The organism is Streptomyces sp. NPDC015032, from assembly GCF_043080425.1.
Taxonomy (GTDB): Bacteria; Actinomycetota; Actinomycetes; order Streptomycetales; family Streptomycetaceae; genus Streptomyces.
The window spans coordinates 210,809-233,865 of sequence record NZ_JBIBVN010000001.1; the positions used below are offsets into that span (position 1 = coordinate 210,809).

At 71.6% G+C, this 23,057-nt stretch carries 18 protein-coding genes; 12 read left to right on the top strand and 6 right to left on the bottom strand.

From position 1 onward, the window contains the following. Positions 1-15: 15 nt before the first annotated feature. Positions 16-363, bottom strand: coding sequence for a type II toxin-antitoxin system PemK/MazF family toxin (locus ACF08M_RS00915; protein WP_392183106.1), 348 nt, complete (start codon positions 361-363; stop codon positions 16-18). Further along, positions 350-580, bottom strand: a complete 231-nt coding sequence (locus ACF08M_RS00920) for a type II toxin-antitoxin system ParD family antitoxin (protein WP_392183107.1) — start codon at positions 578-580, stop codon at positions 350-352. The genes ACF08M_RS00915 and ACF08M_RS00920 overlap by 14 nt, the downstream gene beginning before the upstream one ends. A gap of 99 nt (positions 581-679) precedes the next feature. Here ACF08M_RS00920 and pepN point away from each other — a divergent pair, with 99 nt between their 5' ends. Continuing rightward, entirely contained in the window at positions 680-3,259 is a 2,580-nt protein-coding gene (gene pepN, locus ACF08M_RS00925; protein WP_392183108.1) for an aminopeptidase N, read from the top strand. 318 nt (positions 3,260-3,577) lie between these two features. Here pepN and ACF08M_RS00930 read toward each other — a convergent pair whose 3' ends face one another. The 3 genes from ACF08M_RS00930 to ACF08M_RS00940 all read right to left on the bottom strand — a co-directional run bounded on the left by ACF08M_RS00930 (position 3,578) and on the right by ACF08M_RS00940 (position 6,415). Further along, positions 3,578-3,808 carry a hypothetical protein gene (locus ACF08M_RS00930; protein ID WP_351078307.1) on the bottom strand — a complete coding sequence of 77 codons (231 nt, stop codon included), beginning with the start codon at positions 3,806-3,808 and terminating at the stop codon, positions 3,578-3,580. A gap of 81 nt (positions 3,809-3,889) precedes the next feature. Then, on the bottom strand, positions 3,890-6,148 hold the full coding sequence (gene malQ, locus ACF08M_RS00935) for a 4-alpha-glucanotransferase (RefSeq protein ID WP_392183109.1): 2,259 nt from the start codon (positions 6,146-6,148) through the stop codon (positions 3,890-3,892). Continuing rightward, the gene (locus tag ACF08M_RS00940; RefSeq protein ID WP_392183110.1) at positions 6,149-6,415 is read right to left on the bottom strand and encodes a hypothetical protein; all 267 of its coding nucleotides are present in this window, start codon (positions 6,413-6,415) and stop codon (positions 6,149-6,151) included. Between the two features lie 310 nt (positions 6,416-6,725). On the opposite strand from ACF08M_RS00940, the gene ACF08M_RS00945 reads away from it, so the two are divergent. After that, positions 6,726-9,782, top strand: coding sequence for a beta-N-acetylglucosaminidase domain-containing protein (locus tag ACF08M_RS00945; protein WP_392183111.1), 3,057 nt, complete (start codon positions 6,726-6,728; stop codon positions 9,780-9,782). 66 nt (positions 9,783-9,848) lie between these two features. Here ACF08M_RS00945 and ACF08M_RS00950 read toward each other — a convergent pair whose 3' ends face one another. After that, positions 9,849-10,385 (bottom strand): HNH endonuclease, encoded by a 537-nt coding sequence (locus ACF08M_RS00950; protein WP_018552807.1) that lies wholly within the window; start codon positions 10,383-10,385, stop codon positions 9,849-9,851. Positions 10,386-10,727: 342 nt separating this feature from the next. Between ACF08M_RS00950 and ACF08M_RS00955 the strand changes: the two genes are divergently transcribed. The 10 genes from ACF08M_RS00955 to ACF08M_RS01000 all read left to right on the top strand — a co-directional run bounded on the left by ACF08M_RS00955 (position 10,728) and on the right by ACF08M_RS01000 (position 23,007). Further along, the gene (locus tag ACF08M_RS00955) at positions 10,728-11,792 is read left to right on the top strand and encodes a mechanosensitive ion channel family protein (RefSeq protein ID WP_392183112.1); all 1,065 of its coding nucleotides are present in this window, start codon (positions 10,728-10,730) and stop codon (positions 11,790-11,792) included. A 270-nt stretch (positions 11,793-12,062) separates the two neighbouring features. Continuing rightward, the gene (locus tag ACF08M_RS00960; RefSeq protein ID WP_392183113.1) at positions 12,063-13,286 is read left to right on the top strand and encodes an ROK family protein; all 1,224 of its coding nucleotides are present in this window, start codon (positions 12,063-12,065) and stop codon (positions 13,284-13,286) included. A gap of 69 nt (positions 13,287-13,355) precedes the next feature. After that, entirely contained in the window at positions 13,356-14,693 is a 1,338-nt protein-coding gene (locus tag ACF08M_RS00965; protein WP_392183114.1) for an ABC transporter substrate-binding protein, read from the top strand. 115 nt (positions 14,694-14,808) lie between these two features. Beyond that, positions 14,809-15,690 carry a carbohydrate ABC transporter permease gene (locus ACF08M_RS00970; RefSeq protein WP_392183115.1) on the top strand — a complete coding sequence of 294 codons (882 nt, stop codon included), beginning with the start codon at positions 14,809-14,811 and terminating at the stop codon, positions 15,688-15,690. A 70-nt stretch (positions 15,691-15,760) separates the two neighbouring features. Further along, positions 15,761-16,594, top strand: coding sequence for a carbohydrate ABC transporter permease (locus ACF08M_RS00975; RefSeq protein ID WP_392183434.1), 834 nt, complete (start codon positions 15,761-15,763; stop codon positions 16,592-16,594). A 3-nt stretch (positions 16,595-16,597) separates the two neighbouring features. After that, complete coding sequence (locus ACF08M_RS00980) at positions 16,598-17,863, top strand: 6-phospho-beta-glucosidase (protein WP_392183116.1); 1,266 nt, start codon at positions 16,598-16,600, stop codon at positions 17,861-17,863. Then, the gene (locus tag ACF08M_RS00985) at positions 17,854-18,828 is read left to right on the top strand and encodes an N-acetylglucosamine kinase (protein WP_392183117.1); all 975 of its coding nucleotides are present in this window, start codon (positions 17,854-17,856) and stop codon (positions 18,826-18,828) included. The genes ACF08M_RS00980 and ACF08M_RS00985 overlap by 10 nt, the downstream gene beginning before the upstream one ends. Positions 18,829-19,146: 318 nt before the next feature. Further along, positions 19,147-20,538 carry a hypothetical protein gene (locus ACF08M_RS00990; RefSeq protein ID WP_392183118.1) on the top strand — a complete coding sequence of 464 codons (1,392 nt, stop codon included), beginning with the start codon at positions 19,147-19,149 and terminating at the stop codon, positions 20,536-20,538. Between the two features lie 11 nt (positions 20,539-20,549). Then, the gene (locus ACF08M_RS00995) at positions 20,550-21,578 is read left to right on the top strand and encodes a glutamate ABC transporter substrate-binding protein (RefSeq protein ID WP_392183119.1); all 1,029 of its coding nucleotides are present in this window, start codon (positions 20,550-20,552) and stop codon (positions 21,576-21,578) included. 103 nt (positions 21,579-21,681) lie between these two features. Then, a complete protein-coding gene (locus ACF08M_RS01000; RefSeq protein WP_392183120.1) occupies positions 21,682-23,007 on the top strand; it encodes a hypothetical protein in 1,326 nt (441 codons plus the stop codon). The last annotated feature ends 50 nt before the right edge of the window (positions 23,008-23,057 follow it).

Genomic DNA, 23,057 nt, shown 5'->3' on the forward strand with positions numbered 1-23,057 from the left:
TCGTACGTACATCCGTCAGAGGGCGAGGTGCCGCCGCAGGGCGGCGTCGATCTCGGCCATGCGCTGGCGGGGGACCAGACCGACGTGCTTCAGAAACCGCTCCTGAGCCATCGCGCGCACCTGCTCGCACTGCACCTTGGAGTCCTTCGGCAGGCCACACTCCGCCGCCTGGAGCAATACCTGGAAGGGATAGACCCGGGAGGTGTTGCTCGTCAGCGGCACAACGGTGATCACCCCGCGCCCGGTCCGCGCCACCACGGCATTGGCGCCGTCGTTCGAGATGATCACTGACGGGCGGGCCTTGTTGGCCTCACCGCCCCGCACCGGCTCGTAGTCGACCAGATAGATGTCACCGCGCCTCATCGGTCAGCCCGTCTCCCGAGAATTTGTCCCAGAACGCAGCGTCCTCGCCCGCGTCCCATTCCGCGAATGCGGCCTCGTAGTCGGCCTCCAGATTCGAGGCACGCAGCAGCTCGATGGCGGCGTGTATCACCGCGGACCGGGAATCAGCATCCGTCTTCGCGGCGTACTCGTCGACGAAGGCGACATCCTCCTGCGGCAGACTCACACTGATCTTCATACTGTCGATGCTACCGCGGTAGTAGATGTCTAGCTACTCCACATCGGCAGGTGGCATGGAAGGATGGCTGCAAACGTCACACACCAAGGAGATGACCGCGTGCCTGGCACCAATCTGACCCGCGAAGAGGCACAGGAGCGGGCGCGCCTGCTGACCGTGGACGCGTACGAGATCGATCTCGACCTCTCCGGAGCGCAGGAGGGCGGCACCTACCGGTCCGTGACCACCGTGCGCTTCGAATCCGCCGAAGCCGGTGCGGAGACCTTCATCGACCTGGTCGCCCCGGCCGTGCACGAGGTCGAGCTGAACGGCAGGTCGCTGGATGTCGCGGCGGTGTTCCGCGACTCGCGCATCGCTCTCCCGCACCTGGCCGCGGGCTCCAACGAGCTGAAGGTCGTCGCCGACTGCTCGTACACCAACACGGGCGAGGGCCTGCACCGCTTCGTCGACCCGGTCGACGAGCAGGCGTACCTCTACACGCAGTTCGAGGTGCCGGACGCCCGCCGGGTCTTCGCCAGCTTCGAACAGCCCGACCTGAAGGCGACCTTCCAGTTCACCGTGAAGGCGCCGGCGGGCTGGACGGTCATCTCGAACTCCCCCACGCCGGAGCCCCGGGACGACGTCTGGGTCTTCGAGCCGACGCCGCGCATCTCGACGTACATCACGGCGCTGATCGTCGGCCCGTACCACGCGGTGCACAGCAGCTACGAGAAGGACGGCCGGTCCGTTCCGCTCGGCATCTACTGCCGCCCGTCGCTGGCCGAGTACCTCGACGCGGACGCGATCTTCGACGTCACGCGGCAGGGCTTCGACTGGTTCCAGGAGAAGTTCGACTACGCCTACCCGTTCGCCAAGTACGACCAGCTGTTCGTCCCGGAGTTCAACGCGGGCGCGATGGAGAACGCGGGCGCGGTCACCATCCGCGACCAGTACGTGTTCCGTTCGAAGGTGACGGACGCGGCGTACGAGACGCGGGCCGAGACGATCCTGCACGAGCTGGCCCACATGTGGTTCGGCGACCTCGTCACCATGGAGTGGTGGAACGACCTGTGGCTGAACGAGTCGTTCGCCACGTACACGTCGATCGCCTGCCAGGCATACGCGGAGGGCTCGAAGTGGCCGCACTCCTGGACCACGTTCGCCAACTCCATGAAGACGTGGGCGTACCGCCAGGACCAGCTGCCCTCCACGCACCCGATCATGGCGGACATCCGTGACCTGGACGACGTGCTGGTCAACTTCGACGGGATCACCTACGCCAAGGGCGCCTCGGTCCTGAAGCAGCTGGTGGCGTACGTCGGCATGGACGAGTTCTTCAAGGGCGTCCAGGCGTACTTCAAGGCGCACGCGTTCGGCAACACCCGCCTGTCCGATCTGCTGGGCGCGCTGGAGGAGACCTCCGGCCGCGACCTGAAGGCCTGGTCGAAGGCGTGGCTGGAGACGGCGGGCATCAACATCCTGCGCCCGGAGATCGCCACGGACGAGAACGGCCATGTCACGTCGTTCACCGTCCTCCAGGAGGCCCCGGCCCTCCCCGCCGGCGCGAAGGGCGAGCCGACGCTGCGGCCGCACCGCATCGCGATCGGCTGCTACGACCTCGACACCGCCGGCTCCGGCAAGCTGGTCCGTACGAACCGGATCGAGCTGGACGTCGACGGCGCGCGCACGGCCGTTCCGTTCCCGGCCGGCACCGCCCGGCCCGCCGTGATCCTGCTCAACGACGACGACCTCTCGTACGCGAAGGTCCGGCTCGACGAGGAGTCGCTGCGCGTCGTCACCGAGCACCTCGGCGACTTCACGGAGTCCCTCCCCCGTGCCCTGTGCTGGGCCTCCGCGTGGGACATGACCCGTGACGGCGAGCTGGCCACCCGGGACTACCTCGCCCTGGTGCTCTCCGGCATCGGCAAGGAGTCGGACATCGGCGTCGTCCAGTCGCTGCACCGTCAGGTGAAGCTGGCGCTGGACCTGTACGCGGCACCGCAGTGGCGCGAGGCCGGGCTGACGCAGTGGACCGAGGCCACGCTCGCACACCTGCGGGCGGCGGAGCCGGGCAGCGACCACCAGCTGGCCTGGGCCCGCGCCTTCGCGGCCACGGCCCGTACCCCGCAGCAGCTGGACCTGCTGCAGTCACTGCTCGACGGCAGGGAGACCGTCGAGGGTCTGGCCGTCGACACGGAGCTGCGCTGGGCGTTCGTCGAGCGGCTCGCCGCGACCGGCGTGCTCGAAGAGGACGAGATCGCCGGCGAGTACGAGCGCGACAAGACGGCGGCGGGCGAGCGCCACGCGGCCACCGCCCGCGCGGCCCGCCCCACCGAGGAGGCGAAGGCGGAGGCATGGGCCTCGGTCGTCGAGTCCGACAAGCTGCCGAACTCCCTCCAGGAAGCCGTCATCGCCGGCTTCGTCCAGACCGACCAGCGCGAGCTGCTCGCCCCGTACACGGAGAAGTTCTTCGCGGCGGTCAAGGGCGTCTGGGAGTCGCGCAGCCACGAGATGGCGCAGCAGATCGCCGTCGGCCTGTACCCGGCCGTCCAGGTCTCGCAGGCCACCCTGGACACCACGGACGCCTGGCTGTCCTCGGCGAAGCCGAGCGCGGCCCTGCACCGGCTGATGTCGGAGTCGCGCGCGGGCGTGGAGCGCGCCCTGAAGGCCCAGGCCGCGGACGCGGCGGCTACGGCGTGACAGCCGAACGGTGAAGCAGTGAAGGGCGCCTCCCGCGACAGCGGGGGCGCCCTTCCTGCTGCTGTCCCCATCCGGCCCCGGCCCCGCCCGTCCGGACACACGTGTGCGCCGCACGGTACGGGGTACCTGCGGCGCACACGCGAGGAGGCGTGGGTGCTAGGGCCTTTCGTTTGGATCAGGCCGGATCAGGGAGCGGGGTCCGGTGCGTGCGATCGCAAGGCGGAGGAGGGAGTCGACGCGGAGCGTCGGCGACCGACGACAACGCGGCGAGCGTGCGTGCCGGACCCCGCGAGCCCGGCATGATCCAAACGAAAGGCCCTAGGCCTGCTTCTTGGACTTGTCGAAGATCATGACCAGGCCCGCGATGACCACGAACAGGGCGATGGGGGCCACGACATACAGGCCGATGGTCTCCATCGCGCTCAGGCCCGGACCGGGGTCGTCACCGGCGTCGCGGGTGAGCGCGAGCGCGGGGGACGACATGAGCAGCATCATCAGCGTCGTTCCGGCCGCGACGGCGCCGGCGCGCATAGCGTTCTTCTTGTCCACGGTGCAAACGTAGCGAATGCCTGTGACGGGCGCGCGCCCGGGGGGGGTGCCGTACTGCGTTCCGCGCGATTCCGCGGAGGCTCATGGATGGTCCTCCCGGGGCCGGAAGATCTCCATCAGCCGGTGCAGGCGGGGTGCGGCGGCCAGCTCCTCCAGGGTGACCGGGCGCACCTCCGCGTCTGCGACGGGCAGGCGCCAGTTGGGGTACTGGTCCCAGGTGCCGGGGAGGTTCTGCGGGCGGCGGTCGCCGAGCGTGTCGGGCAGCCAGACGCCGATCATGCGGGCGGGGGTGCACAGCAGGAAGCGGTGCACGGCGCGGACGGCACCCTCCTCGTCGCCCTCGCCCTCCGGGAGCAGGCCGCGCCGGGAGAGGTACCCCAGCCACTCGGCGGTGTCGGTCGCGTCCGTCCTCAGCTCCTCCGCCAGGCCGCGGGTGAGCAGGCCGAGGCGGTGGCGCAGGATCACATGGTCGCCGGTCAGCCGGGCGGCGGTGGACGGCAGATCGTGCGTGGTGGCGGTGGCCAGGCAGCCCTCGCGCCACTCCTCGGGAGCCAGCGGGCGGCCGCTGCGCGCCCAGTCCCGTTCGAACCAGAGCACGGAGGTGCCGAGCACGCCGCGCCGGGCCAGCACCTCGCGGACCCCCGGCTCGACGGTGCCGAGGTCCTCCCCCATGACGACCGCGCCCGCCCGGTGCGCCTCCAGGACGAGGACGGCCAGCATCGCCTCGGCGTCATGGCTGACATAGGTGCCCTCGGTGGGCGGCCGCCCCTCGGGCACCCACCAGAGCCGGAACAGACCCATGACGTGGTCGATGCGCAGGGCGCCCGCGTGGGCGAGGAGCCCGCGCAGCAGTCCGCGGTACGGGGCGTAGCCGGAGGCGGCGAGGGCGTCGGGGCGCCACGGGGGCAGGCCCCAGTCCTGGCCGCGGGCGTTGAAGGCGTCCGGGGGCGCGCCGACGGACATGCCGTGCGCGAAGGCGTCCTGCTGGGCCCAGGTGTCGGCGCCGCCGGGGTGCACGCCGACGGCGAGGTCGTGGACGATGCCGACGGCCATTCCGGCGTCCAGGGCGGCGCGCTGGGCGGCGGCGAGCTGGCCGTCGGTCAGCCAGGCGAGCCGGCAGTGGAAGTCGACCCGGTCCAGCAGTTCACGGCGGGCGCGGGCGGTCTCCTCGGAGCGGGGATCGCGGAGCGCGGCCGGCCAGGTGTGCCAGTCGGAGCCGTGCACCTCGGCGAGGGCGCTCCACAGGGCGTGGTCCTCCAGGGCCTGTCCCTGCTCGGCCAGGAAGTCGCAGTAGGCGGCGCGGCGGCCCGGGGTGAGGGGTACGTCCCGGACGAGTTCGAGGGCCTGGCGCTTGAGCTCCCAGACGGCGTCCCGGTCGATCAGGGCGCCCTTGTTCAGGACGGTGTCGCTGAGCGTCGCCGCGTCCTGCCGCAGATCGTCGAGGGTGCCCCGGTCCGGCACGTGACCGTACTCGGGGATGGACTCGACGTGCAGATGGACGGGGTCGGGGAAGCGCCGTGACGACGGGCGGTACGGGGAGGGGTCGGTGGGGCTGCCGGGCACGGCGGCGTGGAGCGGGTTGACCTGGACGAAGCCGGCGCCGAGGGTCCGCCCGGACCAGGCGGCCAGGTCGGCGAGGTCCCCGAGGTCGCCCATGCCCCAGGAGCGGGCGGAGAGCAGGGAGTAGAGCTGGACCAGGAAGCCGTGGCTGCGGGCGGGCGGCCGGGGCACGTGGGGCGGGGCGACGACGAGCGTGCAGCTCGCGCTCCGGCCGCCCGGCCCGCGTACGGTCAGCCGGTGCACGCCGAGCGGTGGTTCGACCCACCATTCGACCCGGGCGGGGGCCGGGGACCCGGCCGTCACGGCGCCGCCTCCCACCCTCTCGTCCGCGCACACCTCCGCACCCGCACCCGCACTCGCACCCGTACGCGTATGCGCACCCGTGTCCGTGTCCCCGTCGGCCGCGCCCCGTCCCGGGGCGGCCGGGTCCGGCCGGTCGGCCGGGATGCGCATCCGCGGGTGCGCGGGCGATCCGGCGTCCTCCAGTCCGATGTCGAGCGTGGTGCCGGGCGGCAGGGCGGTCAGTGCCGGGGGCAGCGGCTCCCCGGTCCACACCACGAGCGTCGGCGGGAGCAGCCGGGACCGGCCCGATGACGCCGAGGACGCCGATGACTCGGCGGCGGCGAGCGATTCCCGTACCGCTCCGGGTGTGGCGGCGTCCACACCGAGCGAGGCGAGCACGGCGACGACCGTGTCATCGGGGACGGACACCGTGCGGTCGGCGGACGGGGAGTAGGAGGTGGCGACGCCGTGCAGTGCGGCGAGCCGGGACAAGCCCATTCAGACTCCTGGGGACTCCATGCCCCACCCGGCGCCGGAGGCGGCCGGCTCGCTGGTCAGCGGGGCGTTGGCGGCGAGCGGGGGTTCGCTGGTCAGTGGCGTGGCGTCGGCGAGCGGCGGCTCGCTGGTGAGGGGTATCGCATCGGCGAGCGGCGGCTCGCTCGTCAGCGGACCGGACGCGGGAGCCTGGAGCGCGCCGGGCGGCGCGGCAAAAGCGGGTGCCTGTTTGGGGAGGGCGGAGAGCAGGAGCTGCGCGGGTGCGGGCATGGTGGCCTCCTGGCCGTGGCGGAACAGGACACAGCTGGCCTACCCAGCGGACTCGACCGCAGACGTAGGCGTTATCACAACGAGTTCAACGTGCTCCGGGTCACATTCCGTTCCCCGGAGGCCACTTCTCCGTAAGTCGTCCGCCATTTCCGGCCATGGGACGTGATCTTTGGCGTCACCCCTCGGTGGCCGACTGCCTTTCACCTCACCTGCCGCATCGGGCATGTGCGGCACAACCACCCCGCACATTGACACCCTCGCGCGCGGGTGGTGGGCTCGGAGCCCACCGGCGGATCAAGGGAGAAGAGCGATGGGGCTCAGGCGCAGAAGGCAGGCGGCGGCCGTCGCGGCAGCCGTGCTCGGCGGGCTGCTCTCCGCGACTGTCCCGGCCGCCGTCGCGGCTCCTTCGGCGCCCGGCTCCCCCGCCGTCAGCGCCGCCGGCCGCACGGACGACGGCACCGTCCCGGCCGTGTGGCCGCGCCCCCAGTCCATCGAGGCGTCCGGGCCGTCCGTGGCGCTCACCGACCCCGCCGAGGTCACCCTCGTGGCCGACGCGCACGCGGTTCCGTATGCCGTCGACGCGCTCCGGCAGGTCCTGCGGGACGCGGGCGTACGGACCGTGCACGAGGCGCTGCCCGGCCGCGGCCCCGTCGTCCGGCTCGGCGGCGACAGCGCCCGGGACGCCCTGCGTACGCTGCGCGCCCCCGCCCGCGGCGATCTGCCCCCCGGTGGCTACCGGATCGCCGTCGGCCGGGACGCGGGCCGGGACACCGTCGCCGTGGACGGCGTCGGCGAGGACGGCCTCTTCCACGGCGTGCAGACACTGCGTCAGCTGATCCGGGACGGAAACATCGCGGGTGTGACCGTCAGGGACTGGCCGGCGTCCGCCGTACGCGGGATGACCGAGGGTTTCTACGGGCAGCCCTGGACCCGGGCGGAACGGCTGGCGCAGATCGGCTTCATGGGGCGTACGAAGCAGAACAGGTATCTGTACGCGGCGGGCGACGACCCGTACCGGCAGGCCCGTTGGCGCGATCCCTACCCCGCCGGCCGGCACGACGACTTCCGGGCGCTGGCCGAGCGGGCCCGCGCCGAGCATGTGACGCTCGGCTGGGCCGTCGCCCCCGGCCAGGCCATGTGCATGTCGTCGGCGAACGACGTGCGGGCGCTGACGAAGAAGCTCGACGCGATGTGGGCGCTGGGTGTGCGGGTCTTCCAGCTCCAGTTCCAGGACGTCAGCTACAGCGAGTGGCACTGCGACAGCGACGCCGACACCTTCGGCAGCGGCCCCGAGGCGGCGGCCAGGGCGCAGGCGCGGGTGGCGAGCGAGGTGGCGCGGCACCTCGCAGAGCGTCATCCGGGCGCGGAGCCGCTGTCGGTGATGCCGACGGAGTTCTACCAGGACGGGGCGACGGAGTACCGCACGGCGCTCGCCGGGGAACTGGACGACCGGGTCCAGATCGCCTGGACCGGGGTCGGTGTCGTGCCGAGGACCATCACCGGCGAGGAACTGGCCGGTGCGCGGGCCGCGTTCCGGCACCCGCTGGTCACGATGGACAACTACCCGGTCAACGACTACGCGCAGGACCGCATTTTCCTCGGCCCGTACACCGGCCGGGACCCGGCGGTGGCCATCGGTTCCGCGGCGCTGCTCGCCAACGCGATGGAGCAGCCGTCCGCCTCCCGCATACCGCTGTTCACCGCCGCCGACTTCGCGTGGAACCCGAAGGGCTACCGGCCGCAGGAGTCCTGGCAGGCGGCGATCGACGATCTGGCGGGCGGCGACGCCCGCACCGGGGACGCGCTGCGCGCGCTGGCCGGGAACAGCGCGACGTCCGTGCTGGGTGGTGACGAGTCGGCGTATCTGCGGCCGCTGCTGGACGCGTTCTGGACGTCCCGTACGACGGCCGACGCCGCGGCGCAGGCCGCTGCGGCGCGCAGGCTGCGGGCGGCGTTCACCGTGATGCGGGAGGCCCCGCAGCGGCTGAAGGACCTGGCCGACGGCCACCTCGGCGACGAAGTGCGGCCGTGGAGCGAGCAGTTGTCCCGGTACGGCCGGGCGGGCGAGCTGGCCGTCGATCTGCTGTGTGCCCAGTCGCGCGGCGACGGCGCCGCCGCGTGGCAGGCGTCGCTGGCGCTGGAGCCGGTGCACAAGGCCGCGAAGGCGAGCGGCGCGACGGTCGGCAAGGGCGTCCTCGGCCCGTTCCTGGACCGGGTGCGCCGGGAGGCGGACGCCTGGACGGGTGCGGACCGCGAGGCCGGTACGGTGACCGAGGCCGCGGGCAGCTACACGGTCCGGCTGGACCGGTCCCGTCCGGTGGAAGCCGTGACGGCGATGACCGTGCCCGGCGGCGGCCCGGCGGCCGGCGCGACGCTGGAGGCCCATGTGCCCGGCGAGGGCTGGCGCGGCCTCGGCCCGGTGTCGGCGACCGGCTGGACCCAGACTCCGGTCAAGGGGCTGCGGGCCGACGCGATCCGGATCAGCCGGCCCGCCGGCGGGCCGTCCACGCCCCCGGTGATCACGGGCACGCTGCCGCCCATCGTCCCGGAGAACCGGGCGGAGAACCGCCTGGGCGGCGGCCCGGGAAGCGGTGCTTCCGGGAGCGCGCCGGCCCGGTCCTTGCAGGTGCGCGCGCTCGTACCGTGGTTCGGCGACGAGCCCGCCGCCCGGCTCGATCTCGCACGCGGCGAGACGGACGCCGAGATCGGCGGCGGGCCGCAGCGGGTCGCGGCCCGGCTGGCCGCCCGGCGCCCCGCCGAGGTGCGGGGCGTGCTCACCGCACGGGCTCCCGAGGGCATCGAGGTGAGCGTCCCGAAGCGGACGAGGGTGCCACGCGGTTCCCGTACCGAAGTCCCCGTCGAGATCACGGTCCCCGCGGGCACCCCGGCCGGTGAGTACGAGGTGCCGATCGGCTTCGGCGACGAGAGCAGCACGCTCACCGTCCGGGCCTACCCGCGCACCGCGGGCCCCGACCTGGTGCGCACCGCCACCGCCTCCTCGTCCGGCGACGAGACCCCGGACTTCCCGGCAGCGGCCGCCTCCGACGGCGACCCGGAGACCCGCTGGTCCTCACCGGTCGAGGACGGCGCCTGGTGGCAGGCGGAACTGCCGCGGCCGGCCCGGATCGGCCGGGTGGTGCTGCACTGGCAGGACGCCTACGCCTCCCGCTACCGCGTCCAGGTCTCCGCCGACGGCCGCAACTGGCGCACGGCGGCGACCGTGCGTGACGGCGGGGGCGGGCGCGAGTCGGTCCGGATGGACGCGAAGGGCGCCCGCTTCCTCAGGATCCAGGGCGATGCCCGGGCGACCGAGTTCGGCTACTCGCTCTGGTCGGTCCAGGCGTACGCCGTCGCCCGGTCGGAGTAGCGCGACGGCCCCTGCCGCCCCCGGAAGCGGCCGGCCGGCCCCGGGGACGACAGAGGCCCGGATCTCTCAGGCTGAGATGCCGTCGATCCGGGCCATCGCGTCGTCCGCGCCGAAGGGTTGCAAGTACGGCAACCAGCGCGGGTCGCGGTGTCCCGTCCCGATGATCCGCCAGGCGAGGCCCGTCGGCGGGGCGGGCTGCTGGTGCAGCCGCCAGCCGAGCTCCGGCAGGTGGCGGTCCGCCTTGACGTGGTTGCAGCGGCGGCAGGCCGCCACCACGTTGTCCCAGGCGTGCTGTCCGCCGCGGCTGCGCGGAATGACGTGGTCGACGCTGGTCGCGGCGGCGCCGCAGTACATGCAGCGCCCCCCGTCCCGGGCGAAGAGCGCTCTCCGGGTCAGCGGTACGGGCCCCCGGTAGGGAACCCGTACGAACCGTTTCAGACGGACGACGCTGGGGGCCGGGACGGCCCGAGTGGCGCTGTGCATGAAGGCGCCCGACTCCTCAAGACAGATGGCCTTGTTTTCGAGCACGAGGACGAGAGCGCGGCGGAGCGGTACGACGCCGAGCGGCTCGTACGACGCGTTGAGAACCAGGACATGCGGCACGACGGATGCCTCCTTGTACGCCGGCGGCGCGTGGCTCGCGCCGGGACGATCCGCTCTCAGTTTCTCCTCACGCCTGGTCGGAGCGCCACCACGTGCAGGTAACGGGCCGGGAGGATTTTTTCTCCGCACCCGGTCGCCACCCGGTCGCCGGTACCGCCGCCACCGGCCGGAAGAGGTGATTCGGGGCCGGGGCCGCCCGGGCCGTGGCCGAATGTGCGATCGGCCACATGCTGCCGCCGCGCCCCTCGTGAGACGTGTCTCTCTCCCCGGTCACGGCAACGGAACACCCCCGATACCCCGTTAGTGTGGTCGGTCTGCCGTCGCCCACCTGGAGGTTCCACCGTGTTCCCGTCCGCCCTGTTGGCCGCAGCTTCGTCGCCCGGACCGGGTGGCTCGCTGGACGAGGCCGCCGAGCAGGCCGGCAACGCCGCGGGCTGGGTCGAGGAGAACTGGTCCACCTGGCTGAACACCGGTCTGCGCATCGTGCTCATCGCCGCGGTGGCGATCGTGTTGCGCATCGCGATCCGTCGTGCTCTCACCAAGCTCATCGACCGGATGAACCGCAGCGCCCAGGCGGTGGAGGGCACCGCGCTGGGCGGGCTGCTGGTCAACACGGAACGCCGCCGTCAGCGCTCCGAGGCGATCGGTTCGGTGCTCCGCTCGGTCGCGTCGTTCCTGATCCTCGGCACGGCCGCCCTGATGATCCTGGGCGCGTTCCAGATCAATCTCGCCCCGCTGCTGGCCTCCGCCGGGGTGGCCGGTGTCGCACTCGGTTTCGGTGCGCGCAATCTGGTCACCGACTTCCTCTCCGGCGTCTTCATGATCCTGGAGGACCAGTACGGCGTGGGCGACACCATCGACGCGGGCGTCGCCTCCGGCGAGGTCATCGAGGTCGGCCTGCGGGTCACCAAGCTGCGTGGCGACAACGGCGAGATCTGGTACGTCCGCAACGGCGAGGTGAAGCGGATCGGCAACCTCAGCCAGGGCTGGTCCACGGCCGGCGTCGATGTGACGGTGCGCCCCACGGAGGACCTGGGCAGGGTCCGTACGGTGATCACCGAGGCCGCCACGGCGATGGCCAAGGAGGACCCGTGGAACGAGCGCCTGTGGGGCCCCGTGGAGGTCCTGGGCCTGGACGCCGTGACGCTGGACTCGATGACGGTCCGGCTGACCGCGAAGACGATGCCGGGCAAGGCGCTGAGCGTGGAGCGCGAGCTGCGCTGGCGGATCAAGCTGGCGTTCGACGAGGCGGGCATCCGGATGGTCGGCGGCGTCCCGGCCCCGGTGGACGAGCCGTCCGCGGCCGACCCGACGGCCGCCATGGCCGCCCCGTCCGCGTACGCGTCGGCGACCTCCCCGCAGTCGCTGGCCGCGACGCCGATCCCGCCGCCGAACATGGCGAAGTAGAACCGGCTGGTCCGGATGTGTGAGGGGCGCCCCGCGAAGTCTGCGGCGCGCCCCTCACCCGTATGCCGGCGAGCGGGCCGATGCGCTCTCGACCCGGTTCGTCCATGACCTGATGGGGAATGCGCAAGGCAGGATCCGGACGTTCCAAAAGCGCCCCAGGTAACGCTTTGGTTGCCAGCGCGGTGCTGCCCATTGACGCCCCGGTGACGTACGCATACCGTCCTTTCACCGAATAGGAAACTTTCCTAACAGAGGGCAGGTGCAGTGCTCATGGCCGGAACCACACCGGGTACCCCCCGCGTTCTGCGGGCCATGAACGACCGGGCCGCCCTCGATCTGCTGCTGGAGCACGGGCCCCTCTCCCGCACCAGGATCGGGAAGTTGACGGGGCTCTCCAAGCCCACCGCTTCGCAGCTCCTCTCGCGGCTGGAGGCGGCCGGGCTGGTCGTCGCCACCGGGACCGTGGCAGGGCGGCCCGGACCCAACGCCCAGCTGTACGCGGTGAACGCGCGGGCCGCCCATGTCGCGGGGCTGGACGTGAACGCCCGCCGGATCGTCGCCGCCGTCGCCGATGTGACCGGTGAGACGGTCGGGGAGTTCGAGCTGCGCACCCCGGGGCGGCGCGCCGACAGTGTGGTGCGCCAGGTGGCGGACGCACTGGACGGCGCGGTCAAGGACGCCGGGCTCACCCGCTCCGACGTGCACCGGGTCGTCATCGGCACCCCGGGCGCCTTCGACCCGGGCACCGGGCGGCTGCGGTACGCCTCGCATCTTCCCGGCTGGCACTCCCCCGCCCTGCTGGACGAGCTGGCCGCCTTTCTGCCGATGCCGGTCGAGTACGAGAACGACGTGAACCTGGTCGCGGTGGCCGAGCAGCGGCTCGGCGCGGCGCGCGGGCACGACGACTTCGTCCTGCTGTGGAACGAGGAGGGGCTCGGTGCCGCCCTCGTCATCAACGGACGGCTGCACCGCGGCTTCACCGGCGGCGCCGGCGAGGTCGGCTTCCTGCCGGTGCCGGGCGTCCCGCTGGTCCGCCAGGTCACCAAGGTGAACGCGGGTGGTTTCCAGGAGCTGGCGGGCGCGCAGGTGCTGTCCCGGCTGGCCCGGAAGCTCGGCATCGACGATGCGACGGTCAGCGCCCCGGGCACCCATCACGAGGTCGCGGCCGGTCTGATCGCCCGGGCCGCCGAGGCCGCGGAGGCGGGTGAGGGCGGCCCGTACCCCCGGCTCCTCGATCTGTTCGCGACCGGCCTCGCGACCGGCCTCGCCTCGATGGTCGCCGTACTGGACCCGGAGGTCGTCGTGCTGTCCGGCGAGCTGATCGCGGCCGGCGGGGAACCGCTGCGCGGCCGGGTGGAGTCCGAGCTCGTCGAGCTGGCGGCCTCCCGGCCCCGGCTGATCGCCGGTGCCGTCACGCACCGCCCCGTCCTGCGCGGCGCGCTGGAGAGCGCACTCGCCACCACCCGTGACGAAGTCTTCGACACGTCGCACTGATCCCCTGCCCGTCCCCTCGCCTCCACCATCGCCCTGCTCCGTCCCCATCCTTCATCGGGAGTCACCGCCATGTCGGGAAACCGCCGGAAGACGGCCGCCGCGCTCGCCGCGACCGCCGCGATGTCGCTGTTCGCCTCCGCCTGTACGGGGCAGAGCAACTCCGGTGCCAGTGATGACGCGTCCAAGGACACGACCATCAACTTCTGGCACGGCTGGAGTGCCCCGAACGAGGTCAAGGGGATCCAGGACACCGTCGACGCCTTCCAGAAGGCGCACCCCAACATTCATGTGAAGGTCGTCGGCAACATGACCGACGACAAGATCAACCAGGCGCTGCGGGCGGGCGGTTCGAATGCCCCGGACGTCGTTTCGTCGTTCACCACGAACAATGTCGGCAAGTTCTGTTCGTCGAAGGCGTTCGTCGATCTGAACCCCTTCCTGAAGAAGGACGGGATCGACCCGGACAAGACGTTCCCCAAGGCGATGAACGAGTACACGCAGTTCGACGGTGTGCGCTGCACCGTGCCGCTGCTCGGTGACGCGTACGGCCTCTACTACAACAAGGACGCCTTCAAGGCCGCCGGCATCACCAGTCCGCCGAAGACCTGGTCGGAACTGGCCACGGACGCCAAGAAGCTGACGAAGACCAAGGGCGACTCGTACGAGCAGCTCGGCTTCATGCCGAACTACCACGGCTACGAGTCGACGACCGAGCACTACCTCGGCGGCTGGAACCCGAAGTACTTCGACGCGGACGGCAAGTCGAACATCGCCAAGGACCCGGCGTTCGCCGCCATGCTCACCACCCAGAAGAAGCTGGTCGACGACCTGGGCGGCTACGAGAAGCTGGAGAAGTACCGCACGTCGTTCGGTGACGAGTGGGGCGCCAAGCACCCGTTCCACACCGGCCAGGTGGCCATGCAGCTGGACGGCGGGTGGCGGCTCGGGATGGCCGAGGAGACCAAGCCGGGGTTCGAGATCGGGGTGGCCCCGATGCCCGTCGCCGACAACGAGGCCGACACCTACGGCAAGGGCTATCTGACCGGCACCGTCGCCGGTATCGCCGCCACCTCGCAGAAGCAGAACGCGGCCTGGGAGCTGGTGAAGTTCATGACGACCGACACCGACGCGGTGGTGAACTTCGCCAACGCGATCCATAACGTGCCGTCCACGCTGGACGCGCTGAAGTCGCCGAAGCTGAAGTACGACCCGCGGCTCAAGACGTTCCTGGACATCGCCGCGAACCCGCAGAGCACCACCACGCCTCCCTCGGTGAACGGCGGCGCGTACCTGGTGTCCCTGCAGAACCTCGGATTCGACATCGAGAAGGGCAAGCAGACGGACATCGAGGCGGGCCTGAAGAAGACCGCCGAGGAGATCGACGCGGCGATCGCACAGGCGAAGTAGCGGCGCGATGAGCACTATGACGACTCCAAGTCCGAGTCCGAGTACGAGTCCGAGTACGAACACGTACGCGCTCCGTTCGAAGCGCCGCCGGTCGGCGCTTCGCACGGCGGCCTTCATGTCGCCGTGGCTGATCGGGTTCTGCGTCTTCTTCGCCTACCCGCTGATCTCCACGCTCTACTTCTCCTTCACCAGCTACGACGGCTTCGCGGCCCCGGAATTCAGCGGGCTGAAGAACTGGTCGTTCGTCTTCGACGACTACCCGCTGTTCTGGCCCGCACTGCGCAACACGCTCTGGCTGGTCGTGGTCATGGTGACCTGCCGGGTGGTGTTCGGCCTCGGCATCGGGCTGCTGATCACCAAGATCAAGACGGGCACCGGGGTCTTCCGGACCCTGTTCTACCTGCCGTACCTGGCCCCGCCCGTCGCGGCGACGCTCGGCTTCGTCTTTCTGCTCAACCCGGGTACGGGGCCGGTCAATTCGCTCCTCGGCGATCTGGGGCTGCCCACGCCGGGCTGGTTCACCGACGCCACCTGGTCCAAGCCGGCGCTGACCGCGCTCGCGGTGTGGGGGGTGGGCGACCTGATGGTGATCTTCATGGCCGCGCTGCTCGACGTGCCGAAGGAGCAGTACGAGGCGGCGGAGCTGGACGGGGCGTCCGCGTTCCAGCGGTTCCGCTTCGTCACCCTGCCGAACATCTCGCCGATCGTGATGTTCGCCGTGGTCACCGGGATCATCCAGACGATGCAGTACTACACCCAGCCGCTCGTGGCGGGGAAAGTCGCCTCGGGCGTGATAGGCGGCTCCGGGCAGCAGTTCGAACCGGGCTATCCCGACAAGTCGACACTGACGCTTCCGCAGCTCGTCTACAACCTCGGCTTCCAGCGCTTCGACTACGGCTCCGCCTGCGTGGTCGCGCTCGTCCTCTTCGTACTCGCCATGGCGTTCACCGCACTGCTGATGCGGCGCCGCAGCGGGCTGATCCAGGCAGGTGAGTGACGTGGCGCAGGCCCTCGACACCCTCAAGGCGGCCGACGGCGCGGCCGAACCGGCCACCCCGGCCGAACGCATGGCACGCCGCAAGGCACTGCTGAACTGGATCGCCGTGCACGCGCTCGGCGTCGCGGCCGCGCTCTTCTTCGTGCTGCCGTTCGTCTTCCTGCTGCTCACCTCTCTGATGAGCGATCAGCAGGCGCTGACCCGCGATCTGTGGCCGCACCCCTTCGAGTGGAGCAACTACCGGAAGGTGTTCGACACCCCGGGCTTCCTGACCTGGTGGCGGAACACCCTGCTGTACGCGGGGCTCGGCACCGTTCTCACCGTCGTGTCATCGGTGCCCGTGGCGTACGCGCTCGCCAAGTTCCGCTTCCGCGGGCGGCATCTGTCGCTGATGCTCGTCATCTCGATGATGATGCTGCCGCCGCAGGTCGTCGTCATCCCGATGTATCTGTTCTGGGCGAAGCAGCTGGACATGTCCGGCACGCTCTGGCCGCTGATCATCCCGATGGCCTTCGGTGACGCGTTCTCCATCTTCCTGCTGCGGCAGTTCCTGCTGACCATCCCGAACGAGTACCTCGACGCGGCGAAGGTCGACGGCTGCGGTGAGTTCCGCACGCTGATGCGGGTCGTCGTACCGATGGCCAAGCCGGGCATCGCCGCCGTCGCACTCTTCCAGTTCTTCTACGCCTGGAACGACTACTTCGGCCCGCAGATCTACGCCTCCGAGAACCCGGCCGCCTGGACCCTCAGTTACGGCCTGGAGTCCTTCAAGGGCGCACACCATACCGACTGGAACCTGACCATGGCCGCGACCGTACTGGTCATGGCCCCCGTGATCCTCGTCTTCTTCTTCGCCCAGAAGGCGTTTGTCGAGGGCGTCACACTGACCGGAGTAAAGGGCTGACCTATGAAGCTCGCAGTAGTTGGTGGCGGGTCCACCTACACACCTGAACTGATCGACGGCTTCGCCCGGCTGCGGGACACGCTGCCCATCGAGGAGCTGGTGCTCGTCGACCCGGCGGCCGACCGTCTCGAACTCGTCGGCGGCCTCGCCCGGCGGATCTTCGCCAAGCAGGGCCACCCGGGAAGGATCGTCACCACCTCGGACCTCGACGCGGGCGTCGCCGACGCCGACGCCGTCCTGCTCCAGCTGCGCGTCGGCGGCCAGGCCGCCCGCAACCAGGACGAGACCTGGCCGCTGGAGTGCGGCTGCGTCGGCCAGGAGACCACCGGGGCCGGCGGCCTCGCCAAGGCGATGCGCACCGTCCCGGTCGTCCTGGACATCGCCGAGCGGGTCCGCCGCACCAACCCGGACGCCTGGATCATCGACTTCACCAACCCGGTCGGCATCGTCACCCGGGCGCTGCTCCAGGCCGGGCACAAGGCCGTCGGCCTGTGCAACGTGGCCATCGGCTTCCAGCGGAAGTTCGCCCGGCTCCTCGACGTCACCCCCGGTGAGGTGCACCTCGACCATGTCGGGCTCAACCACCTGACCTGGGAGCTCGGCGTCCGCCTCGGCGGCCCCGACGGCGAGAACGTCCTGCCGAGGCTGCTCGCCGAGCACGGCGACACCATCGCGGACGATCTGCGCATGCCCCGGGCGATCGTCGACCGGCTCGGCGTCGTCCCCTCGTACTACCTGCGTTACTTCTACGCGCACGACGCGGTCGTACGGGAGCTCGGCACCAAGCCGTCCCGGGCGGCCGAGGTCGCCGCGATGGAGAAGGAACTCCTCGCCATGTACGGCGACCCGGCGCTGGACGAGAAGCCCGCGCTGCTCGCCAAGCGCGGCGGTGCCTTCTACTCGGAGGCCGCGGTGGACCTGGCGTCCTCGCTGCTCGGCTCGGGCGGCAGCCCGGTGCAGGTGGTCAACACGTACAACAGGGGGACGCTGCCGTTCCTGCCGGACGACGCGGTGATCGAGGTGCAGGCCCGGGTCGACGGCACGGGTGCGACGCCGCTCGCCGTTCCCCAGCTGAACCCGCTGTACGCCGGTCTGATCGCCAATGTGACGGCGTACGAGGACCTCGCCCTGGAGGCCGCGCTCCGCGGTGGCCGGGACCGGGTGTTCAAGGCACTGCTCGCCCACCCGTTGATCGGCCAGATCGAGTACGCCGAGGCGCTCACCGACAAGCTGATCGCGCACAACCGGGAGCACCTGGCGTGGGCGTGAACGCTTCGGTCCTCGCGATCGACGCGGGGAACAGCAAGACCGATGTGGCGCTGATCGGCGAGGACGGAACAGTACTGGCGACGGCCCGCGGCGGTGGCTTCCAGCCGCCGGTCGTGGGCGTCGAGGCGGCCGTGGACATGCTCGGTGCGGCCGTCGGCCGGGTGCTGGAGCTGTCGGGCGCGCCGGCCGGCTCCGTCGCGCATGTGTCGGCCTGCCTCGCCAACGCCGACCTCCCGGTGGAGGAGGAGCAGTTGGCGCGGGCGCTGCATGCCCGTGGCTGGGGGGCCACGGTGGAGGTGCGCAACGACACCTTCGCGATCCTGCGTGCGGGCGTCGACGAGCCGCGGGGGGTGGCCGTGGTCTGCGGTGCGGGGATCAACTGTGTCGGCATGGTGCCGGACGGGCGGACCGCGCGCTTCCCCGCCATAGGCCGGATTTCCGGTGACTGGGGTGGCGGTTCGGGGCTGGCCGAGGAGGCGATGTGGTTCGCCGCGCGGGCCGAGGACGGCCGCGGTGAGCCGACCGAGCTGGTCCGCACCCTGCCCGCGCACTTCGGGCTCGACTCGATGTACGGGCTGATCGAGGCACTGCATCTGGGCCGGGTCGAGTTCGAGCGCCGGCACGAGCTGACCCCGGTGCTCTTCGCGACCGCGGCGGCCGGGGACCCGGTGGCGGGCGCGCTGGTGGACCGGCTGGCGGAGGAGGTCGTCGCGATGGCGTCGGTCGCGTTGCGCAGGCTCGGCCTGCTGGAGAAGGAGACGCCGGTGGTGCTGGGCGGCGGCGTGCTGGCGGCCCGTCACCCGCAGCTGGACCACAGGATCGGCGAACTCCTCTCGGCACAGGCGCCGAAGGCCGCGGTCCGGGTGGTGACGGAGCCTCCGGTGCTGGGGGCCGCGCTGCTCGGCCTCGATCACACGGGGGCGGCAGCCGGGGTGCACGAGAGGCTGCGTGCGCAGTACAGCTGATCCGTACGGGCTCTCAGAGCCTCTCGGGCGTCCCGCGGCGTTTCACGTCGCGGGACGCCTCTTGCGTACGGGAACCGATCAGTTGTCCCGGACGTGTTCACGGGTGGGGAGATCGGTCCACTTCCGGGTCCGGTCCGCCGATCGGCTTGATCGGCGGCGCGGCCCTTGATCGAATGCGGGTGACCGTGTCCGTGGACCGATGCGGAATCCGGACGTTCGTGGTGTGGATGCCGGTCCCTGCGGCCATACTTCTGGCCGGGCACCAGCCCCCGATCGGCCGGGGACCGGGCCACCGTCAGTGACCGAGGGGGAGGTCGAGTGACATACCCGCCGAATGTACGCACGGCGCCGCGCCACGCACGGGCGCAGCCGCCCGTGCCCGCGACCGTACCCGCTCCGCCGCGGCGCGGCGCCCTGTCCGAGACGACGGAACGGCTGCGAACCGCGGCGACGACCGAACCGGGCAGGCTCCGGATCATCGGGGCCGCGCTGGCCCTGCTCGTCGTCGCGTTCGGGGCCGTGACGACGTTAGAGATCACCGACCGGGCGGCCGCCGCCGACGACGTGGTGAGCCGCAGCCAGCCGCTGAGCGCCGGCGCGGCGGACATCTACCGCTCGCTGGCCGATGCCGACACCGCGGCGGCGAGCGGCTTCCTGGCCGGGGCGCAGGAACCGCGCGATGTCCACGACCGGTACGACAGGGACATCAAGGAGGCGTCCCGGCTGCTGGTGAAGGCCGCGGCCAACACGGACGCGTCGACCGATTCCGGGCACGAGATCACCACGCTCAACGAGGAACTCCCCCGGTACACGGGCCTGATCGAGCGGGCCCGTGCCAACAACCGGCAGGGCCTGCCGCTGGGCGGCGCCTATCTCCGGTACGCGAACCAGAAGATGACCAACGTCCTGCTGCCGGCCGCCGAGCGGCTGTACACGGCGGAGACCGGCCGGCTGGGCCAGGACAGCGATACGGCCAGGGCCTGGCCGTGTCTCTCGCTCGGGTTCGGTGTCGTGGCGCTGGCCGCGCTGTTCTGGGCGCAGCGGCGCAACTACCGCAGGACGAACCGGGTCTTCAACCATGGGCTGCTCGTCGCGACCGCCGCGTCCACCGTGCTGCTGCTGTGGCTCGCCATGGGGCACACGGTGGCGCGGTCCGCACTGCGGGACGCCGATGTGCAGGGGCAGCAGTCCCTCGATGTTCTCAACCACGCGCGGATCGACTCGCTGAAGGCCCGCGCCAATGAGAACCTCACTCTGGTCGCCCGAGGTGCGGTACTCACCGCGGACGGCAGGAACGACAAGTACGAGACCGACTACAACACGGGCATGAAGGCCCTCGGCGAAGAGCTGAGCAAGGCCGGCAGGCTCGCCGACGACTCCCAGGGGAGCGGGCCGGTGGCGAACGCCATCAACGGTGTCTCCGAGTGGCAGGGCCGCCATCGGACCGCCCGCACGACCGATGACAGCGGCGACTACGAGGGCGCGCTGAAGCAGATCATCGGGGCGAAGGACTCGACGGGTGAGTCCTTCAACCGGGTGGACGAGGCGCTGGAACAGGCGCTCGCCCATGAGCAGGGCCAGTTCACCCGGGCCGCGAAGGACGGGCGCGGGGCGCTGGGCGGGCTGCCGGCGGGGGCCGCGGCGCTGGCCGCGCTGGGTGCCGTCGCCGCGGTCATCGGGGTCAACCGCAGGCTCTCGGAGTACCGGTGAGAGGGGGAGCGATGACCAGGACGCGCACGCGCGGCGGGCTGCGCGGCTGGGGCGGGGTGACGGGCATGGCCGTGGCCTGCGCGGTGACGGCCTCGCTCACCCTGCTGCCGCTCTCCCACGGCGGCGTCGGCGCCTTCGGCGGTGACGTCTCGGGGCCGGGTGCGGCACAGGCGGTGCAGGCCCGGGCCGGCAACTGCACGGACCCGGAGGCGAGCCTGCCGCCGTCGTCCGGCAGTGGTCCGAACATCGAGAAGATCAAGCGGCGCGGAAAGCTGATCGCGGGTGTCGACCAGAACAGTTTCAGCTGGGGATACCGCGATCCGGAGACCCGCAGTCTCGAAGGCTTCGACATCGATCTGGTGCGGGCCATCGCCAAGGACATCCTGGGCGATCCCGACGCGGTGATCTTCCGGGCCATCCCCACCAACCAGCGCATCGCCGCCCTGGAGAACGACAAGGTCGATGTCGTCGTCCGGACGATGACCATCAACTGCGCCAGGCTGGACCAGGTCTCGTTCTCCACCGCCTATTTCCAGGCCGGGCAGCAGGTCCTCGCGCCGAAGAAGTCGACGATCACCGGGTTCGACACGTCCCTGGCCGGCAAGCGGGTCTGCACCGCCGAGGGCTCCACCGCGTACGAGGCGCTGGAGAAGCAGTCGTTCGGCGCGGTCTTCAAGGACCCGCACGACGGCACGGGCGCGGACGAGGACCAGCTCACCGTCCCCAACCAGCTGGACTGCCTGGTGCGGCTCCAGCTGGGCGAGGTCGACGCGATCGTCACGGACAACGCGCTGGCGGCCGGCCAGGCCGCCCAGGACCCGGCGGTCGAGCTCAAGGGTGACAAGCCGTTCACCACCGAGTACTACGGCGTGGCGGCGAAGCTCGGTGCGAACGATCTGGTGGCCCGGGTCAACCAGGTACTGGTCGACTACCGCAGCGGTGGAGCGGACAGCCCCTGGATGGTGTCGTACCGGAAGTGGCTGGAGGCCGGTCTGCCGGGGATGAAGGCGCCGCCGGCACCCAAGTACCGGAGCAACTAGTGCCGGGCCGGCCGGATGCGCGCGACGGCGCGGACCAGGCCGGCGAGGCAGTGGCACTGATCCTGCCGGGCCCGTCCCGGCAGGAGGAGCGGAGAGGTGATCGATGAGCGTCGCGGGCCCCTTCCCCGGCTACGCGGGGAGGTCCCCCGGCCCGGTCATGGACCGGGACGAGGCGGACCGCGCTCTGGCCCGGCTGGGCGCGGAGCACGAGGCGATCGAGACCTCGCTCCTCGCCCTGCAGGACCACGCGGGCCGCCGGCTCCTGGAGGGCGCCGATCTGACCGGCGTCACCAAGGAGCGCTGGGCCACCACCGAGCACTCGATCGCGCTGCTGTGGGGGTATTTCGACGCCTACGCGGGGGCGCTGGCCGAGGCCCGCGCGATAAGGGCCCGCCGGCGTCACCCCAACCGGGACGACCTGGTGGCCCTCACCGAACTGCTGCGCGGCCAGGGCGTCATCGTGGCACACGCGGCCGGCCGTCCCGGTCCGTCGGTCACCGGTCCGGCCAAACTCTCCGAGCGGTTCACGCTGGAGGAGCTGGTCGCCCGGATGAACGACCTGTACGCCCGCTCGCTGGACATGGTCGTCGCCTCCGACTCCGTGTGGTCCGCGCTGCCCGCCCGGATCGATCTGCTCGCCGCCGAGCTGCACCGCACCCGCTCGCTGGCGCACTCCGTCGGTGTCCGGCCCGGTGAGCACCCGGCGGGTGACGACCTGGAGGCGATCACCCACGAGCTGGCCACGCTGCGGGTGCAGGTGATCTCCGATCCGCTGGCCTTCTGGCTGTCGGGGCCCGGCAGTTCGGCACCGGGCGGCGGACGGCCCGACACGACGCGCTACGACCGGGCGGCCCGCGCCCTGGACGACGTGCGCCGCGAGATCGAGGCGGTGCTCGCGGTCCGTCAGGACGCCGAGCAGCGGCTGGTCCAGCTGCGTGACGTCCTCTCACGTGCGGACCGCACCCTCACCGAGGCCCGGTCGGCGCGCGGCGAGGTGCTGGCGAAGATCGCCGCTTCCGAGGTGCCCGCGGTCAGCGGTCCGGCGACCGCGCTCCAGGAGCGGCTGGCCGCCGCTTCGGAGTACCGCAGGCACGCCCAGTGGCACCGGCTCTCGCCGCTGCTGGAGACGCTGGAGCGGGAGGCCGAGGAGGAGTTGCTGCGGGCCCGCGAGTCGCTGACCGCGGTCACGGCCCCGCTGGCCGTCCGTGCGGAGCTGCGCGGCAGGCTCGACGCGTACAAGGCGAAGGTCGCCCGGCACGGTCTGGCCGAGGACCCGCTGCTGATCGAGCGGTACGACGCGGCGCGCCGGATGCTGTGGAGCGCGCCGTGCGATCTGCGGGTCGCCGCGCAGGCGGTGCTGCGCTACCAGGAGACGGCGGCCGAACTGCTGTCCCAGAGCCGGGCCCCGGGACCGGAGGACCGGCGATGAGTACCGAAGAGCGCAAGGCGCAAGGGCCGCCGCGGCGGCGGGGCGAGCAG

What these genes read in the sequence shown, in the direction of transcription:
- ACF08M_RS00945 (WP_392183111.1), top strand. Translation starts at nt 6,726, where the DNA reads ATGGGGCTCAGGCGCAGAAGGCAGGCGGCGGCCGTCGCGGCAGCCGTG.
- ACF08M_RS00920 (WP_392183107.1), bottom strand. Translation starts at nt 580, where the DNA reads ATGAAGATCAGTGTGAGTCTGCCGCAGGAGGATGTCGCCTTCGTCGAC.
- ACF08M_RS00975 (WP_392183434.1), top strand. Translation starts at nt 15,761, where the DNA reads ATGGCACGCCGCAAGGCACTGCTGAACTGGATCGCCGTGCACGCGCTC.
- ACF08M_RS00980 (WP_392183116.1), top strand. Translation starts at nt 16,598, where the DNA reads ATGAAGCTCGCAGTAGTTGGTGGCGGGTCCACCTACACACCTGAACTG.
- ACF08M_RS00940 (WP_392183110.1), bottom strand. Translation starts at nt 6,415, where the DNA reads ATGCCCGCACCCGCGCAGCTCCTGCTCTCCGCCCTCCCCAAACAGGCA.
- ACF08M_RS00960 (WP_392183113.1), top strand. Translation starts at nt 12,063, where the DNA reads ATGGCCGGAACCACACCGGGTACCCCCCGCGTTCTGCGGGCCATGAAC.
- ACF08M_RS00965 (WP_392183114.1), top strand. Translation starts at nt 13,356, where the DNA reads ATGTCGGGAAACCGCCGGAAGACGGCCGCCGCGCTCGCCGCGACCGCC.
- malQ (WP_392183109.1), bottom strand. Translation starts at nt 6,148, where the DNA reads ATGGGCTTGTCCCGGCTCGCCGCACTGCACGGCGTCGCCACCTCCTAC.
- ACF08M_RS00995 (WP_392183119.1), top strand. Translation starts at nt 20,550, where the DNA reads ATGACCAGGACGCGCACGCGCGGCGGGCTGCGCGGCTGGGGCGGGGTG.
- ACF08M_RS01000 (WP_392183120.1), top strand. Translation starts at nt 21,682, where the DNA reads ATGAGCGTCGCGGGCCCCTTCCCCGGCTACGCGGGGAGGTCCCCCGGC.
- ACF08M_RS00915 (WP_392183106.1), bottom strand. Translation starts at nt 363, where the DNA reads ATGAGGCGCGGTGACATCTATCTGGTCGACTACGAGCCGGTGCGGGGC.
- ACF08M_RS00970 (WP_392183115.1), top strand. Translation starts at nt 14,809, where the DNA reads ATGTCGCCGTGGCTGATCGGGTTCTGCGTCTTCTTCGCCTACCCGCTG.